The sequence below is a fragment of the Pseudomonas sp. zfem003 genome (assembly GCF_032621675.1).
Classification (GTDB): Bacteria; Pseudomonadota; Gammaproteobacteria; order Pseudomonadales; family Pseudomonadaceae; genus Metapseudomonas; species Metapseudomonas otitidis.
Genome location: NZ_JAVYJG010000001.1, coordinates 249,105 through 265,008, shown reverse-complemented (window position 1 = coordinate 265,008; position 15,904 = coordinate 249,105). Strand labels below are relative to the sequence as shown.

The 15,904-nt window shown below is 64.9% G+C and carries 7 protein-coding genes and 1 pseudogene; 6 read left to right on the top strand and 2 right to left on the bottom strand.

The features are described from left to right. Positions 1 to 89: 89 nt before the first annotated feature. From RTK35_RS30430 to RTK35_RS01255, 5 genes and pseudogenes are all read left to right on the top strand, one after another. Positions 90 to 1,124 (top strand): annotated as a pseudogene (locus RTK35_RS30430) (cache domain-containing protein); the annotation flags it as partial. Positions 1,125 to 1,217: 93 nt separating this feature from the next. Next, entirely contained in the window at positions 1,218 to 1,982 is a 765-nt protein-coding gene (locus tag RTK35_RS30425; RefSeq protein WP_371320986.1) for a methyl-accepting chemotaxis protein, read from the top strand. A 529-nt stretch (positions 1,983 to 2,511) separates the two neighbouring features. Next, on the top strand, positions 2,512 to 3,300 hold the full coding sequence (locus RTK35_RS01265) for a hypothetical protein (protein WP_316907173.1): 789 nt from the start codon (positions 2,512 to 2,514) through the stop codon (positions 3,298 to 3,300). An 11-nt stretch (positions 3,301 to 3,311) separates the two neighbouring features. Then, complete coding sequence (locus RTK35_RS01260) at positions 3,312 to 11,915, top strand: calcium-binding protein (protein WP_316907172.1); 8,604 nt, start codon at positions 3,312 to 3,314, stop codon at positions 11,913 to 11,915. Positions 11,916 to 12,006: 91 nt separating this feature from the next. After that, positions 12,007 to 12,417 (top strand): hypothetical protein, encoded by a 411-nt coding sequence (locus tag RTK35_RS01255; RefSeq protein ID WP_316907171.1) that lies wholly within the window; start codon positions 12,007 to 12,009, stop codon positions 12,415 to 12,417. A 99-nt stretch (positions 12,418 to 12,516) separates the two neighbouring features. Here RTK35_RS01255 and RTK35_RS01250 read toward each other — a convergent pair whose 3' ends face one another. Next, complete coding sequence (locus tag RTK35_RS01250; protein ID WP_182852693.1) at positions 12,517 to 13,080, bottom strand: DUF4124 domain-containing protein; 564 nt, start codon at positions 13,078 to 13,080, stop codon at positions 12,517 to 12,519. A gap of 116 nt (positions 13,081 to 13,196) precedes the next feature. Next, positions 13,197 to 13,967: an AraC family transcriptional regulator gene (locus RTK35_RS01245; protein WP_316907170.1), complete on the bottom strand. Its 771-nt coding sequence runs from the start codon at positions 13,965 to 13,967 to the stop codon at positions 13,197 to 13,199. 276 nt (positions 13,968 to 14,243) lie between these two features. Between RTK35_RS01245 and RTK35_RS01240 the strand changes: the two genes are divergently transcribed. Further along, a complete protein-coding gene (locus RTK35_RS01240; protein WP_316907169.1) occupies positions 14,244 to 15,866 on the top strand; it encodes an APC family permease in 1,623 nt (540 codons plus the stop codon). Positions 15,867 to 15,904: the final 38 nt, after the last annotated feature.

Here is a 15,904-nt window from a genome sequence, read left to right as displayed (position 1 = left end):
CTGCGTCCGTGCCCGGTCGATTGCCGACCGGACGCCGACAACGCCTGTGGCCACCTCATGCCTTTGCACCTTTTTGAGCGAGTTCCTCCATGCGAACCCTGAAATTCAGCCACAAGATCATGGTGGCAGCCTCCCTGGTGGTGATCGCTGCCTTCGCGTCCTTCGCGCTGTACAACGACTACCTGCAGCGGAACGCCATCCGCCAGAACCTTGCCAACTACCTCAACGATGTGGGCCAGGTCTCCACGGGCAACATCCAGCACTGGCTGGTGGGCCGCATGCAATTGCTGGAGAACCTGGCCGAGTCCATCGAGGACGACAGCAGCGAGGCGGCGTTGGCCAAGAGCCTGCAGCACCGCAGCATCGCCTCCGCCTTCCTTTATGCGTACTACGGCCAGGCAAGCGGCACCTACACCCAGTTCCCGCCCAGCGAACTGCCCGCCGGCTACGACCCGCGCCAGCGGCCCTGGTACAAGAAGGCGGCGCAGACCAGCGGCCCCGGCCTGACCGAGCCCTACCTGGCCGCCGACCCGCGCGACGGCCTGCTGATCACCATCACCCGCCCGGTGAACGCCTCGGGCACCCTGCAGGGCGTCGTCGGCGGTGACCTCAAGCTGAAGACGGTCGACGAGATACTCAACTCCTTCGACCTGGGCGGCATGGGCTACGCCTTCCTGGTGGACGACAAGGGCACGGTGCTGGTCCACCCCGACCAGCAGCTGGTCCTGAAGAAGCTGCCGGACCTGTTCGCCGGCACTGCGCCGCGCCTGGAGTCCGCCCTGCAGAGCGTGAGCGACCGCAACGGCGAGGCGCGGATCGTGACCTTCCTGCCGGTAGAAGGGCTGACCGGGGTGCGCTGGTACGTGGGCCTGTCCGTCGACGAGTCCAAGGCCTTCGCCGCCCTGCAGGAGTTCCGCGTTTCCGCGCTGATGTCCACCATCATCGGCGTGGTCGCCATCCTCCTGCTGCTGGGCGGTCTGATCCGCATCCTGCTGCGCCCGCTGCACGTGATGAGCCACGCCATGAGCGGCATCGCCGAGGGCGAGGGCGACCTGACCCAGCGCCTGTCGATCGACTCCCGTGACGAGTTCGGCGAACTGGCCGATGCCTTCAACCGCTTCGTCGAGCGCATCCACAAATCCATCCGCGAGGTGGCCTCCGCCACGCGCGAGGTGCACGAGCGGGTGAGCACCGTGGTGCAGGCGTCGAACGCCTCCATGACCAACTCCAGCGAACAGGCCGCCCGCACCGACAGCGTGGCCGCCGCCATCAACGAACTGGGCGCCGCCGCCCAGGAGATCGCCCGCAACGCCGCCGACGCCTCGGAGCAGGCCAGCGACGCCCGCCGCGACGCCGAGGAAGGGCAAGGCATGGTCGAGCGCACCCTGGTGGCGATGGGCGAGCTGTCGGAGAAGATCCAGGCGTCCAGCAACCACATCGAAGTGCTCAGCCAGAAGAGCAACGACATCGGCCAGATCCTCGACGTGATCAAGGGCATCTCCGAGCAGACCAACCTGCTGGCGCTCAACGCCGCCATCGAAGCCGCCCGCGCCGGCGAGGCAGGACGCGGCTTCGCCGTGGTGGCCGACGAAGTGCGCAACCTGGCCCAGCGCACCCAGAGCTCGGCGCTGGAGATCCAGCAGATGATCGAACAGCTGCAGACCGGCGCCCGCGAAGCCGTGGCGACCATGGGCGAAAGCCGCCACTTCAGCGACGACAGCGTGCGCATCGGCGGCCAGGCCGGCGAAAACCTGCGCGGCGTCACCCGCCGCATCGGCGAGATCGACGGCATGAACCAGTCCGTGGCCACCGCCACCGAGGAACAGACCTCGGTGATCGAAAGCCTGAACATGGACATCACCGAGATCAACGTCCTCAACCAGGACGGCGTGCACAACCTGCAGGCCAGCCTGAAGGCCTGTACCGAGCTGGATCAGCAGGTCAGCCGGCTGAAGCAGCTGGTGGATACGTTCAGGATTTGATGGGGCTGTTTCCGGCCCCGTGATTCCTGGAAACGCGAAACGGCAAACCAGACGTAGGGTGCCGTTTCGGTCTAAGAGCCGGCAGCGGCGCGATGCTGCGCCGCCCGGACTTCCGAAGCCGGCTGGAGGTTCTTTGACACGCGGAGCGGGGTAGGCTTCGCGTTCTCTGGTTCGGGTCTAGAAGGGATGTTCGAGGGGGCTCTCGCCTGCTCGGAACTGCTTCACAGAATCCATCTCGCACTGATTGACGCTGATCCTGCAAAGGCGTCTTCTACGCCATCTAACACGGAAACCGACAGGGTCGTCGGTCAATACTCCGTATCAAGGATGAGCATGCCCCTCTCTCATGTCGGCTGCCTGCAGGGCGGCCATCCTTCTGCCTACTGCAAGGCTCGGCTCCTGACCCGTCAGGTTGGCCGGGATCTCGTTTGTCTGCAGTTCAGGCTTGGCACCATTCCGATTCATTCCCCAGGTTCAGGTCGGTGCCAGGCAGGTATCTGCTCCCATGATTGCTAAAGGATTTGCATCGATGCACCAGCCCAGCAAGGTTCAACGCTTCCGTCTCCTGTTTCTCATGGGGGGGCTGCTCGTAGTTCCGGTGATGATCGCCTCGGCATTTGTCGGCTATCGCATCGTGCAGAACGACTCGGGACTGTGCATCGCCCAGAACCGTGTGCTGGGCCCTGAGGAACATCGCCAGGCGTTCCTGCGCAGCCTGATCCGTCTCGATGCCATCAACAGCCAGCGGCATGACGATCTGTTCCGCAGCCAGGAAAACCGGACAGGCATCATCCACAACCCGCCGGCGCTGGATCTCAAGGCCCTGATGGAACGCATGCAGGGCAACGAGAAGACCTTCGAGGAAAATTTCGCCATCGAACCCGTGGCCCCACGTCGACCGCAGTTCAATGCTGCAAGTGTTCGCGAGCCCTTCGTGCTGGTGAGCTACCGCGCCGCCGCCGACGGCACGGCGACCTTCACCGACAGCCGGCTCATCTCAGTCCGCGAGAAGGCGGATGTGGTGCAGGAGTTCGGCCGCCCCAGCCTCTATGAACGCTTCCGTGGTTTCGGCAATACCTACTACAGCATGACCTACAGCTTCGTCGACATCGCCTGCTGTGACAGCACGCCCTACGGGCGATCGCGTGCAGAGGTGCTGGCGGGCAATAGGGCTGCCTACCTTGAAACGTTGGCGACCATGGCCAGAGGGATCGCGACGCATACGCGTACGGCCACGGTATCCAACTGCGGGGAATTACTGACGCAAGACAGTGATAACGGAGTTGGAACCCAAACCATCAAATGGACTGGACTGTAAGGAAATAGACCATGAGTTTGCCCACGATTGAACAGATCGTTTCCCGCTATCTATTCGACAAGGATGCGCCGCCTGGCAACCTGAAGGATGACGCTCTGATACGCCCGAAAGGTGCGACTGGCACGGCTATTCAGGTGGACATGAACGAGTTCATGACTGCCGGAGCAGGGCGTTTTGTAGGCGTCGAACGTTTCAAATATGTGAGGAACTTTCTCGGTGGGCACGATGATGCCTACCTTGGGACTGGCAAGAAGCTCGCCGCAGGTGTCTACACGCGGGACCAGTTACTCAAGGCCTATGGCAAGAACCCGGACGATGGCGTACTCGCGGTGAGCGGGTATTACCAGGGGGTCCTGGATAGCGACTATGCCGAACGGGCCTACATCTTCGGTTCCGGCGAGTACCAGATCAACAAGGATGCGCTGTTCTACGTGAACGAGGATGGCTCCCGGGAAATCCTGGACATCTGTGTCGAGCCGAGGAATGACAACTTCGACTACGACGGTGGTGGTTTTCTGGCGCAGTTCACCAACTACCTCACCAAGGATCAGATCGACCCTTCCGGCATTGGCAGGCAGGTTCCCATCCAGTTCACCGGCTCGGTCTCGCAGAAGCTCGTCCTCGCCGGTGAGGACTGGTATGCGCTGGATGTAAAGAATCGCCTGGCTGATGCAGCAGAGCTGGCCAACAAGGCCATCCTGGTCGACCGACTGGCCTACTTCACGGGACTGTTCGCTGGGGTCATCGGCCGCCTGGTGACCAACAACATCATCACCTACGAGGATCCCGAGGGACGCTATGTCGTATACGACGGCGGGGATGTGAGCAACAACGGCGTCATCGATCCCATGACGATGTTGAATTTCACCGAAATCATTCCCTACAAGGGGGCTGCGGTGATTGCCGGCAAGGGCAACGACACGCTGTTCGGTACCGGTTACAGCAACGACCAGCTCTTTGGCGGTGACGGCAACGACCAACTGGACGGCCGTGGCGGAGCCGACAGCATGGAGGGCGGCTCCGGCGACGATACCTACATCGTCGACGACGAGGGCGATACCGTGGTCGAGGGTGCCAATGCCGGTACCGACCTGGTCAAGTCGAGCGTCAGCCACACGCTGTCCGCGAACGTCGAGAACCTCGAACTCACCGGCAGCGACGACATCAACGGCACCGGCAACAGCCTGGACAACGAGATTCGCGGCAACACCGGCAACAACCTCCTGCGTGGCGAGGGTGGGAGCGATCTGATCTACGGCAATGGCGGCAATGACACGATCTACGGCGGGGATGGCGACGACAATGTTTTCGCCCGCGAGGGGGACGACACCCTCTACGGCGATGGCGGCCTTGACTACCTCGATGGTGGCATCGGCAATGACCTCATCACAGGCGGCGTCGGTAACGACATCCTGGTCGGCGGAGCCGGGCTGGACACGCTGCGTGGTGGTGCAGACTTCGACACCTATTTCGCCGACAAGCAGGACGTGATCGAGGATGACGATGCGGGCAGGGGGCAGGTCTACCTCGGTAACCAGGTGCTGGCCGGTGGTACACGAAAGGAAAGCGACCCTGAGAATGTCTACAAGGACAAGCGCGGCAACGTCTATGTGCTCAGTGGCAGCACGCTGACCGTCAATGGCGGCCTGACCATCCTCAACTACCACAAGGACAAGAGCTCGCTTCAGATCGTCCTCACCGACGAGGAGGAAGAGGAAGAGCCGGATACTGGAGACGCTGAAAACCGTACCTCGCCGATCGTCATCGACCTGGACGGCGATGGCATCGAAACCCTGAAAGTGGGGGCGAGCTATTTCGACCTCGATGGCGACGGCCTCAGCGAAATGTCCGGCTGGGTCAGCCCCGACGACGGCCTGCTGGTGCATGACCGCAACGGTGACGGGCGCATCAGCAATGGCACCGAGCTGTTCGGCAACCACAGCCTGTTGAGCAATGGCAACAAGGCCGAGAACGGCTTCCAGGCTTTGGCCGAGTACGACAGCAACGGCGACGGCGTGATCAACGCCCAGGACGCTGCGTACTCGACCCTGCAGGTCTGGCGCGACCTCAACGGCAATGGCGTCAGCGATGATGGCGAACTGCAGGGGCTGGCTGCTGCGGGCGTCGTTTCCATCAGCACCGGCTACAGCACCTCGAGCCATACCGATGCCAACGGCCATGAGCACCGCCAGATCGGCACCGTGATGCTGGCCAACGGCATCGCCTCCACGGCGGCCGACGTCTGGTTCAAGGTCGACAGCACCCGCCGCATCAACAGCGGCGACATCGTGCTACCCAGGGACGTGCTGACCATGGCCAACGCTAAAGGCTTCGGCAAGGTCCAGGACTTGCGCCAGGCCATGGCGCTGGATGCCGGCCTCAAGGACCTGCTGGCGCAGTACGTCGCCGCAGCGCCGAGCCAGCGCGATGCACTGCTCGACACCCTGATCTACCGCTGGGCCGGCGCCGAGGGCGTCGACCCCTACAGCCGCGACCCCAAGAAGGTCTACGGCCACGTGATGGACGCGCGCCAGCTCGTCACCCTGGAGAATCTGGTTGGGCACCCTTACCTGGGTACCTGGTGCTGGGGCGAGCGGGACCCGAACCCCCATGGGCAGGCTGCTCCGATCCTGGTGGCCGAGTACCTGGAGTTCAAGCGCTTCACTGCCGCGCAGATCATGGCGCAGACCGAATACGCCAACGAGCTGGACATCATCCGGTCCGGCTTCGGCTCCGACGCGCAGAGCATCGCCGTCGACTGGAACGCGCTGCAGGGCAAGCTGAGCGGGTTGCTCGCCGAGGGCAAGCCGGAGCGCGTGCGCGACGTCATCACCATCCTCAACGACCTGGGCACCTATTCGCCGGCTTATCGAGCCAAACGTGATGCCGCATTCCAGGCCATCACGGCCTCCAGCATCGAACTGGCGCCTTTCTTCGATTTCTCTACGCGTATCGGCACCTCTGGTAACGACACGCTTTATGGCATCGACTCCGGAACGATTTTTTATGGCGCGGGCGGCGATGACCGCCTGTATGGCTATTCCGGCGTCGACAGCTATCACTTCGCGCGCGGCCAGGGCAACGACGCGATCCTCGACCGGGGCGGCCTCGACCAGATCGTCTTTGGTGCCGGCATCAACCAGGGCGACCTGGTGTTCTCGCGTAACGCCACCACTGTCTGGGTCCACGTCAAGAACACCGACGGCAGCGATGCCGGGTCGGTGCGCATCGATAACTTCTTTGACTTCGACGGTTCGCTGGCCTATGGCGCCATCGAGGCAATCCGTTTCGTCGATGGCGGTGGCCTGAGCCAGCAGCAGATGCTTGATCTGCTGACCGCCTCGTCGCTGACCGCTGGCAATGACCTGGTGTTCGGCACTGCCGCTGGCGACAGCATCGATGCCCTGGCAGGCAACGACAGCATCCATGGCCTGGGTGGCAACGACCAGCTCTCCGGCGGCGCTGGCGACGATGTGCTGATGGGGGATGACGGTAATGATTCCCTGATCGGTGGGGCCGGCAACGATTCGCTGATTGGCGGGCGTGGCAACGACAGCTACCTGTTCGATATTGGTCACGGCAATGATGTGATCGATAACGCCGCCGATGCAGCCGGCGGCAAGATCGACCGCGTGGTATTCGGTGCCGGTATCGATCCCGCCAGCGTCGGCGTGAAGCGCAATGGCAATGACCTGCTGCTGCAGACCTCGGCCAGTGACAGTGTGCGGCTCACCAACTACTTCAGCGCCGAAGGCACCAACGGTGTCGCCGTCGACCGCATCGAGTTCCACAACGGCACGGTGTGGACCATCGCCGACGTCAAGAACCTGGTGCTGCAGGCCACGGCCGGCAACGACCGCATCGAAGGCTACGTGACCAACGATCAGCTCTCCGGTCTGGAGGGGGACGATCGTCTGTTCGGTTATGGCGGCAACGACACCCTGCTGGGTGGCGAGGGGCGTGACACTCTCGATGGCGGCATCGGCGATGACCGGCTGTTCGGCGAAGCCGGCGACGACATGCTGGAAGGTGGCGAGGGCAACGACTACCTGGATGGGGGCGAAGGCAACGATCGCATCGACGCGGGTGTCGGTGACGATACGCTGGTGGGCGGTGCCGGCAATGACTACCTCAATGGCAGCGCCGGCCGCGACACCCTGCAAGGTGGAGACGGCGACGACACCCTGGTGGGTGGCGCGGGTGATGACTTCCTGGCCGGTGGCAAGGGTAACGACCGCCTAGACGGTGGCAATGGCACCAACAACTACCTGTTCGCCCGTGGTGACGGACAGGATGTGATCGTGGATGCCTACGAAGGGATCGTGACGATCTACCTCGCGGACCTGCCGCTGGAAACCCTGGTCTTCCGCCGCAATGGCACCAGCCTCGAGGTTTCGTTCCCGGACAGCCCGGCTGACCTGATCTCGCTTTCCGCGTTCTTCCGCGACGAGGTACCGCTGAGTGGCATTCGCTTGCGCTACGGCGATGGGCTGGAAACGTTCATCGCCGCTACGCAACTGCGCCAGCTCACCCTGGACGGCACGGCTGCGGGCGACCTGATCAACGCCTATTCCACCGACGACCTGATCGACGCGCTGGGCGGTAACGACACGGTCTACGCGGGCGCAGGTAACGACACCGTGCGAGGCGGCGAAGGGGACGACCTCCTGGACGCCGGGATAGGCAACGACCTCGTCGAAGGCGGTCTCGGCAACGACACCCTGCTGGCCGGGGAGGGTGATGACCTGCTGGACGGTGGGGCGGGCGACGATCAACTGGAGGGCGCCGCCGGCAACGACCAGTACCGGCTCACGGCGCAATGGGGTCATGACCTCATCATCGACCGGAGCGGTACCGACAGCGTTCGCTTCGACGGTGTGGCACCGGAGGACCTGCTGCTGCGCCGTGACGGCGAAGACCTGGTGGTGACCCATAAGACCACGGGCGACAGCGTGCGGATCCAGGGGCAGTTCTCTTACCAGGCTGGGCAGCCTGGTGTGTACGCCATCGAGCAATTCGTCTTCGACGGCGGCCTGGCCTGGGACTTCAACACCCTCAAGCTCAAGGCGCTGGAGGGCACCGCCCAGGACGACGCCATCTACGGCCATGCCGACGACGATGTGATCGACGCTGGCCTGGGCAACGACCTCGTCCAGGCGGGCTTCGGCAACGACCAGGTGCTGGGTGGTGAAGGCAACGACACCCTGCATGGCGAAGCGGGCAACGACACGCTCTTCGGCGGTGCGGGTGACGACCAGCTGTACGGCGAAGAGGGCGAGAACCAGCTCTCCGGCAGCGAAGGTAATGACTCCCTGTTCGGCGGCTACCAGACCGATCTGCTGAGCGGCGATGCCGGCGATGACCTGCTCGACGGCGGCGATGGCAACGACACCCTGCGCGGTGGCGAGGGCCATGACTCGCTGATCGGCGGGGGCGGCAACGACCAGCTGTTCGGTGACGCCGGCAACGACACCCTGCAGGGCAACGGCCTGCTCGATGGCGGCAGCGGCGACGACCTGCTGGAAGGCTACGGCGAACTGCTGGGCGGCGATGGCAACGACACGCTACATGGCCAGGGCTCCGACACCCTCATCGGTGGGGCAGGCAATGACCTGATCGTCGCGCGCAACGACGCCTGGAGCGGCAACGCCAGCGTGATCGAAGGCGGCACCGGCAACGACACGATCTACGGCTCCTTCGGCGACGACACCTACCGCTTCAACCTCGGTGACGGCCAGGACCTGCTGATCGAGCGCCGCGCCAACGAAGCCTTTAGCAACATCGATCCGAGCTTCGACACCCTGAGCTTCGGCGAGGGCATCGCTGCGGCGGACCTGGGCTTCCACCGCCGTGGCCTGGACCTGATCATCGAGCACGCCAACGGCACTGACCGCATCACCGTGCAGAACTGGTTCAAGGAGCCGACCGACCACTTCAAGCTGGACAGCCTGACCTTCGCCGACGGCAGCTCGCTGAGCCAGGCGGATGTGGAAAACCGCGTGATCCACCACGGCACCGACAACGCCGACAGCATCCTCGGCTACCGCGACCTGGCTGACACCATTCACCTGGGGGCCGGCGACGACAAGGCCTGGGGCCGTGCCGGCAACGACACCATCCTCGGCGAGGGCGGCAACGACTACCTCGAAGGCGAAGACGGCGACGACCTGATCCTGGGCGGCTCCGGCAACGACCAACTCGATGGCGGTGCGGGTGCTGACCGCCTCATCGGCGGCACCGGGGACGACAAGTACGTCTACGCCCTGGGCGACGGTGCGGACGTCATCGACAACACCGGTGGCGGCAACGACGGCGTGTTCTTCACCGGCGGCATCACCCAGGACCGGCTCGGCTTCCGCCGTGACGGCGACGACCTGGTGATCCTGGTCGACGGCGATGCCCAGCAGTCGGTGCGCGTGCAGGGGCACTTCCTCGGCGGCGACAAGGCCATCAGCTACGTCCAGCCGGACGGCGGCTTCATGCTCACCGCCACGCGCATCGGCCATATGGTCGCAGCCAACGGCGTAGCCGGCGGCTACGAGACGGTGATCGACGGCGGCACCACGGCGGATCGTCTCTCCGGCTACGACGGCCGTGACCTGCTGCGCGGCCTGGCCGGCAACGACACCCTGTTCGGCATGGGCGGCAATGACCAGCTGGAGGGCGGTGACGGCAACGACTACCTCTCCGGCGGCAACGGAGGTAATGCGGGCTCGGGTGACGACACCCTGATCGGCGGTGCAGGCAACGATGTGCTCGACGGCGAGGACGGCAACGACCGTCTGGTGGGCGGTGCCGGCGACGACAGGTACTACTACCGCGCCGGCGGCGGCAAGGACGTCATCGACAACACCGGTGGCGGCTTCGACGGCGTCTTCGTGCTCAATGGCGTGGCCCGTGCGCGTCTGAGCTTCCACCGCGACGGCAATGACCTGGTCATCCTCGTCGACAAGGACATGGCCCACCAGCTGCGCATCACCAACCACTTCCTGGGCGGTGACTCGGCCATCGACTACGTGCAGCCGGACGACGGCGGCAGCTACCTCACCACCGCGCAGATCGCCGGCATGATCACCGCCTTCCCGGACGGTACCGGCACCCCCGGCCCGGTGGACCCGAACCCCACCGACCCGGGCACCGGGCAACCGCCGGTTCCCGGCCTGGGCGGTGCCGATTCGCTGACCGGCACGGCAGGCAACGACGTGCTGATCGGCGGGGCCGGCAACGACACCCTGGCCGGCGGGGCGGGCAATGACCGCCTGCTAGGCGGCGTGGGTGACGACACCTACGTCTACACCGCAGGCCTGGACGTGATCGAGGAGTCGGGCGGCGCTGCCGACACCCTGCGCTTCGCCGGTGGCATCACCTACAACCAGGTGGGCTCGGGCCTGTCCAAGTCGGGCAACGACCTGATCCTCAAGGTCAACGGCAGCACCACCAACCAGGTGACGCTGAAGGACTTCTTCCTGGGTGGCGACAACCTGGTCGAGACCTTCACCTTCGAGACCGGTGGCCAGCTCACCGCCGCGCAGATCTTCGGCGCGTTCGGTATCGCGGTGCCGACCCCGGTGGCGGCCTTCGACAACACCGTGCAGGGCACGGCGGGCAACGACGGTGCCCTCAACGGCACCGCCCAGCGCGACCTGCTGCTCGGCTACAACGGCAACGATTCGCTGTCCGGCGGCGCCGGCAACGATCGTCTGGAAGGGGGCAATGGCAACGACACCCTCGTCGGTGGCCAGGGCAACGACACCCTGCTCGGCGGGCGTGGCGACGACACCTACGTCTTCAGCGCCGGCAGCGGGCAGGACGTCATCGACAACACCGGTGGCGGCTACGACACGCTGCGCTTCGAAGGCATCGCCTTCAATCAAGTCTCCAGTGGCTTGATGAAGAGCGGTAACGACCTGGTGCTCAAGGTTAGCGGTGGCAGCGATCAGGTCACCCTGAAGAACTGGTTCCTGGGCGGCGACGCCGTCGTCGACGTGATCACCTTCGCAGCCGGCGGGCAACTGACCACGGCCCAGGTGTTCAGCGCCTTCGGCCTCACCAACCCGGACACCGTCGGTTCGCCGAACTACCTGAACGTCCCGGACGACCGCTCCTTCGGCACCGTCCTGGCCGGCCAGGCGGGCGATCAGAACATCCTCGGCTCCTCGGACGCCGACCTGATCGACGGTGGCGCAGGCAACGACACACTGCGCGGCAACAAGGGTAATGACTACCTGATCGGCGGGGACGGCAACGACACCTACCGCTTCGCCGCCGGCGACGGCCAGGACGTCATCAACAACCTGTCGAACAAGCCCGCCGACAACGATGTGCTGAGCATCGAAGGCATCACCCGCGAGAACCTCTGGCTGTCCCGCCAGGGCAACAACCTGGTGATCGACGTGCTGGGTTCGGCCGACGCCATCACCGTGCAGGACTGGTACGCGGGCGCGGCGCAGAAACTGGACGCAGTGCAAGCCGGCAGCTCCACGCTCTACGCCAATCAGCTGGAAAACCTGGTCAACGCCATGGCCGCCTTCGGTGCACCGCAGGGCGGGGAGATGAATCTGACCCAGGCTCAGCGGGATCAGCTGAACCAGATCATCGCGGTGAACTGGCAGTAGCTGTAAGGCTGTAGCGAATGAAACAGCCCGCCTGATGGCGGGCTGTTTTTTAGCGTGAAAATTGCTCGCCTGACATCAAGGAACTGAGTCCATGCATGACATCACCGATACCGAATCCGTAATACGAGAAGCGGAACGATTGCTGGATGAGGGGGACCCGCAGGTGGCACGCTCGATCCTCGCTCCCGGGGAGGGTATCGAGGCGTTCGAACGCAGAAGCTTCGAGATGCTCAGTGAGGCGGCTGAGCTGGGCCATGCCCCCGCAATCACTGCCTTGGCGAAGTGCTTCGATACAGGGGATCGGGTTGAGCAGGATTGCCAGCGGGCAGCCATCCTGTTCGAGCAGGCTGCTGCCTGTGGCCACCCGCAGGCGAAGCTTTATCACGGGTTGAATCTGTTCTATGGCTCGAATGGCATCAGGGCAGACCGGAAAGAGGCCATACGACTGTTGCAAGAGGCTGAAGCCGAGGGTGTGCAAGATGAGCGGACATCCCTCAGTTGATGGGCGCCCCCAACCGGCTTCGGTGCGAGGAGTGGGGTAGACGCTGAGCGTTAAGTCCTGCTGCCGCCGGTAGTGCGTCTCTGCCTTGTGGCCAACACGCTATCTGACGCGGTAAAGCACCAGCGTTCCGAGGTTGATCAGGCGACCTGGTACGTAACGCTCGACCACCAGCCGTTCTTCCCAGCGCTTCTCGTGGAGGGCATCCGGCTCATGGATGATGGTCAACAGATTGCCCTTGAGCTTGAAGCGCAGTGTGGTCTGGACGCGGTTACGGATCGCCATGCCCTTGCGGTCCATGCGCAGGGTGTTTGAGCCGAATACCCAGTAGCCTCGCAGGGGGGAGTCGAAATCCAGATCCGACCATTTGCCTTGCAGATCGGCCAGGGTCAGCAGTGGTGGGCTGGCCTTCTCGGCTGCTTCGTAACTCGCCTGTGCGTCTGCTCTCGGAAGGGCACTCTTGCCGGGTTGCTCGGCACTGTCGGTTGTCTTGGCCGGGGATGGGGTTTCATGCGCGATCACTTCCTGATTTTCAGGTGTGCCGCAGGGCCGGTCGGAAAACTGGGTCGTGCCATCGGCCACCTTGCACTTGAAGATGGCGGCTGAGGCCGAAGCGACGGGTGTGAGGAGCAAGGCAGAGGCAAGCAGGGCGCTGACAAGTCGCATTGAACATCCATGTAGTCGTGAGGGGTGTCGGATTCTACCTGTTGCTCCGGGATGCGACAGCACTCTGCACGGGGCCGGCGTGCACGAGTTGGTCGCTCGGGGTACCTGTATGACTCTCACTCCATCGCCTGCCGGTACTGCCGTGGCGTAAAGCCGGTGAGCTGCTTGAACTGGCGGCTGAAGGCGCTGTGGTCGGTGTAGCCGCATTGCAGGGCGACGTCGGTGATGGGCAGGTCGGTCTGCAGCAGGCGGTGGGCGTGTTCCAGGCGGGCCTTGCTGATCATCTGCCGGGGCGTGAGGTGGAACACGCGCTTGCAGTGGCGCTCCAGCTGGGCGACGGAGAGGCGGGCGATGCGGGTGAGGGTCTCCAGGGTGATGGGCTCGTGGAAGTGCGTGCGGATGTGCTCGTCCACGGCGGCCAGGCGTTCGTAGGCGGGGTGGCTGGCGCTGGCCGATTGCAGGTCCACCGAGATGCCCACCAGGCCGATCACCTGCCCGGCGCGGTCGTGCAGGGGGCGTTTGTGGGTCAGGCACCAGCCGGGTTCGCGGCTGCCGTAGAGGTGCAGCTCCAGCTGGTCCTCCAGCACCTGGCCCTGCTCCAGCACGCGGCGGTCCTGCTCGGTGTAGCCGGGGCCGAGCTGGGCGGGGAAGACCTCGGCGCTGGTCTTGCCCAGTAGCGGTTGCAAGGTTTTCAGGCCGCAGCGCTGGACCAGGGTGCGGTTGGCCAGCAGGTAACGCGCCTGGGTGTCCTTGATGAAGATCGCCGCATTGGGGATCGCATCCAGCATCGGCAACAGCAGCCGTGCGCTGGCCAGCAGCGCGTCCATGCTCTCGGGGCGTTCCAGCCCCTCGTCGGCGAACAGTCCTTCCAGCGGGTTCTGCGGCATCGTCCTGCCTCCCAGTGCGCGGCGAGCCGGCAGGTTGCCGCAGGCGGCCAGGGCCTGTCGAGCCTTGCCCGGCCATTCCGCCAACTGTGCCGATTTCGTCATGGGAACCGAGGAAATGCATCAAGCCCGCAGGCGCCCGGGCGGGCCAACCTATGGCCGTTGCAGACCTCGGGGCGCCGTCGCACCGGTTCGTCTTCGTGCCTGATTCGTCGCCAGGCCCCGGTGCTGCACAGGGATCTCTCCAGCCCATCCAATAACGCACAAGAAGGCTACGCCATGTCTGGAAAGTTCAAGAAACAGCTGTCCCTGACGGACCTCACCTTCATCGGCCTGGGGGCCATCTTCGGCTCCGGCTGGCTGTTCGCGGCCAGCCACGTCTCCGCCATCGCAGGCCCGGCGGGCATCTTCTCCTGGCTCCTCGGCGGCTTCGCGGTGCTGCTGCTGGGCATCATCTACTGCGAGCTGGGGGCGGCGCTGCCGCGTGCCGGCGGGGTGGTGCGCTACCCGGTGTTCTCCCACGGCCCGCTGCTGGGCTACCTGATGGGCTTCATCACGCTGATCGCCTTCTCCAGCCTGGTGGCCATCGAGGTGGTCGCCTCCCGCCAGTACGCGGCGGCCTGGTTCCCGGGCCTCACCGAGGCGGGCTCCAGCGACCCGACGCTGATCGGCTGGCTGGTGCAGTTCGGCCTGCTGTGCCTGTTCTTCTGGCTCAACTACCGCAGCGTGAAGACCTTCGCCCGCGCCAACAATCTGGTCAGCGTGTTCAAGTTCATCGTGCCGCTGCTGGTCATCGGCGTGCTCTTCACCTTCTTCAAGCCCGAGAACTTCCAGGTGCAGGGCTTCGCGCCGTTCGGCCTCTCGGGCATCGAGATGGCGGTGTCGGCGGGCGGCATCATCTTCGCGTACCTGGGGCTGACGCCGATCATCTCGGTGGCCAGCGAGGTGAAGAACCCGCAGCGCACCATCCCCATCGCGCTGATCCTCTCGGTGCTGCTCTCCACCGCCATCTACGTGCTGCTGCAGGTGGCCTTCCTCGGCGCGGTGCCGACCGAGCTGCTGGCCAACGGCTGGGCCGGGATGTCCAAGGAGTTCGCCCTGCCGTACCGCGACATCGCCCTGGTGCTCGGCGTGGGCTGGCTGGCCTACCTGGTGGTGGCCGACGCGGTGGTCTCTCCCAGCGGCTGCGGCAACATCTACATGAACGCCACGCCGCGAGTGATCTACGGCTGGGCGCAGACCGGCACCTTCTTCCGCCTCTTCACCCGCATCGACGAGCAGTCCGGCATCCCGCGCCCGGCGCTGTGGCTGACCTTCGGCCTGTCGGTGTTCTGGACCCTGCCGTTCCCCTCCTGGGAGGCGCTGATCAACGTGGTGTCCGCCGCCCTGGTGCTGAGCTACGCGGTGGCGCCGGTTACGGTGGCGGCCCTGCGCTGCAACGCGCCGGACATGCCGCGCCCGTTCCGCGTGCGGGGCCTGGCGGTGATGGGGCCGCTGTCCTTCGTGATCGCCGCGCTGATCGTCTACTGGTCCGGCTGGGGCACCGTGTCCTGGCTGCTGAGCCTGCAGATCCTGATGTTCGTGATCTACCTGCTGTGCCGCCGCTTCGTGCCCACCGAGCACCTGGGCATCGCCCAGCAGGTGCGTTCGTCCGCCTGGCTGATCGGCTTCTACGCCGTGACCCTGCTGCTCTCCTGGCTGGGCAGCTTCGGCGGCCTGGGCGTGCTCGGCCACCCCTACGACACCCTCGCCGTGGCCGCCTGTGCCCTGGGCATCTACCACTGGGGCGCCACCACCGGCGTGCCGGCCGAGCTGATCCGCCTCAGCGGCGAGGACGAAAGCGAGGAGGGCACCGACGCGGACGTCGCGCCCTCCGCCACGGCCTTCCCCAGCCGCGCCTAGCCCACTGTCTGCAACCCGATGACCGGAAGGAGTCTGGC

Coding starts and splice junctions, on each gene's coding strand:
- RTK35_RS30425 (WP_371320986.1), top strand. CDS start 1,218: ATGACCAACTCCAGCGAACAGGCCGCCCGCACCGACAGCGTGGCCGCC.
- RTK35_RS01265 (WP_316907173.1), top strand. CDS start 2,512: ATGCACCAGCCCAGCAAGGTTCAACGCTTCCGTCTCCTGTTTCTCATG.
- RTK35_RS01260 (WP_316907172.1), top strand. CDS start 3,312: ATGAGTTTGCCCACGATTGAACAGATCGTTTCCCGCTATCTATTCGAC.
- RTK35_RS01255 (WP_316907171.1), top strand. CDS start 12,007: ATGCATGACATCACCGATACCGAATCCGTAATACGAGAAGCGGAACGA.
- RTK35_RS01250 (WP_182852693.1), bottom strand. CDS start 13,080: ATGCGACTTGTCAGCGCCCTGCTTGCCTCTGCCTTGCTCCTCACACCC.
- RTK35_RS01245 (WP_316907170.1), bottom strand. CDS start 13,967: ATGCCGCAGAACCCGCTGGAAGGACTGTTCGCCGACGAGGGGCTGGAA.
- RTK35_RS01240 (WP_316907169.1), top strand. CDS start 14,244: ATGTCTGGAAAGTTCAAGAAACAGCTGTCCCTGACGGACCTCACCTTC.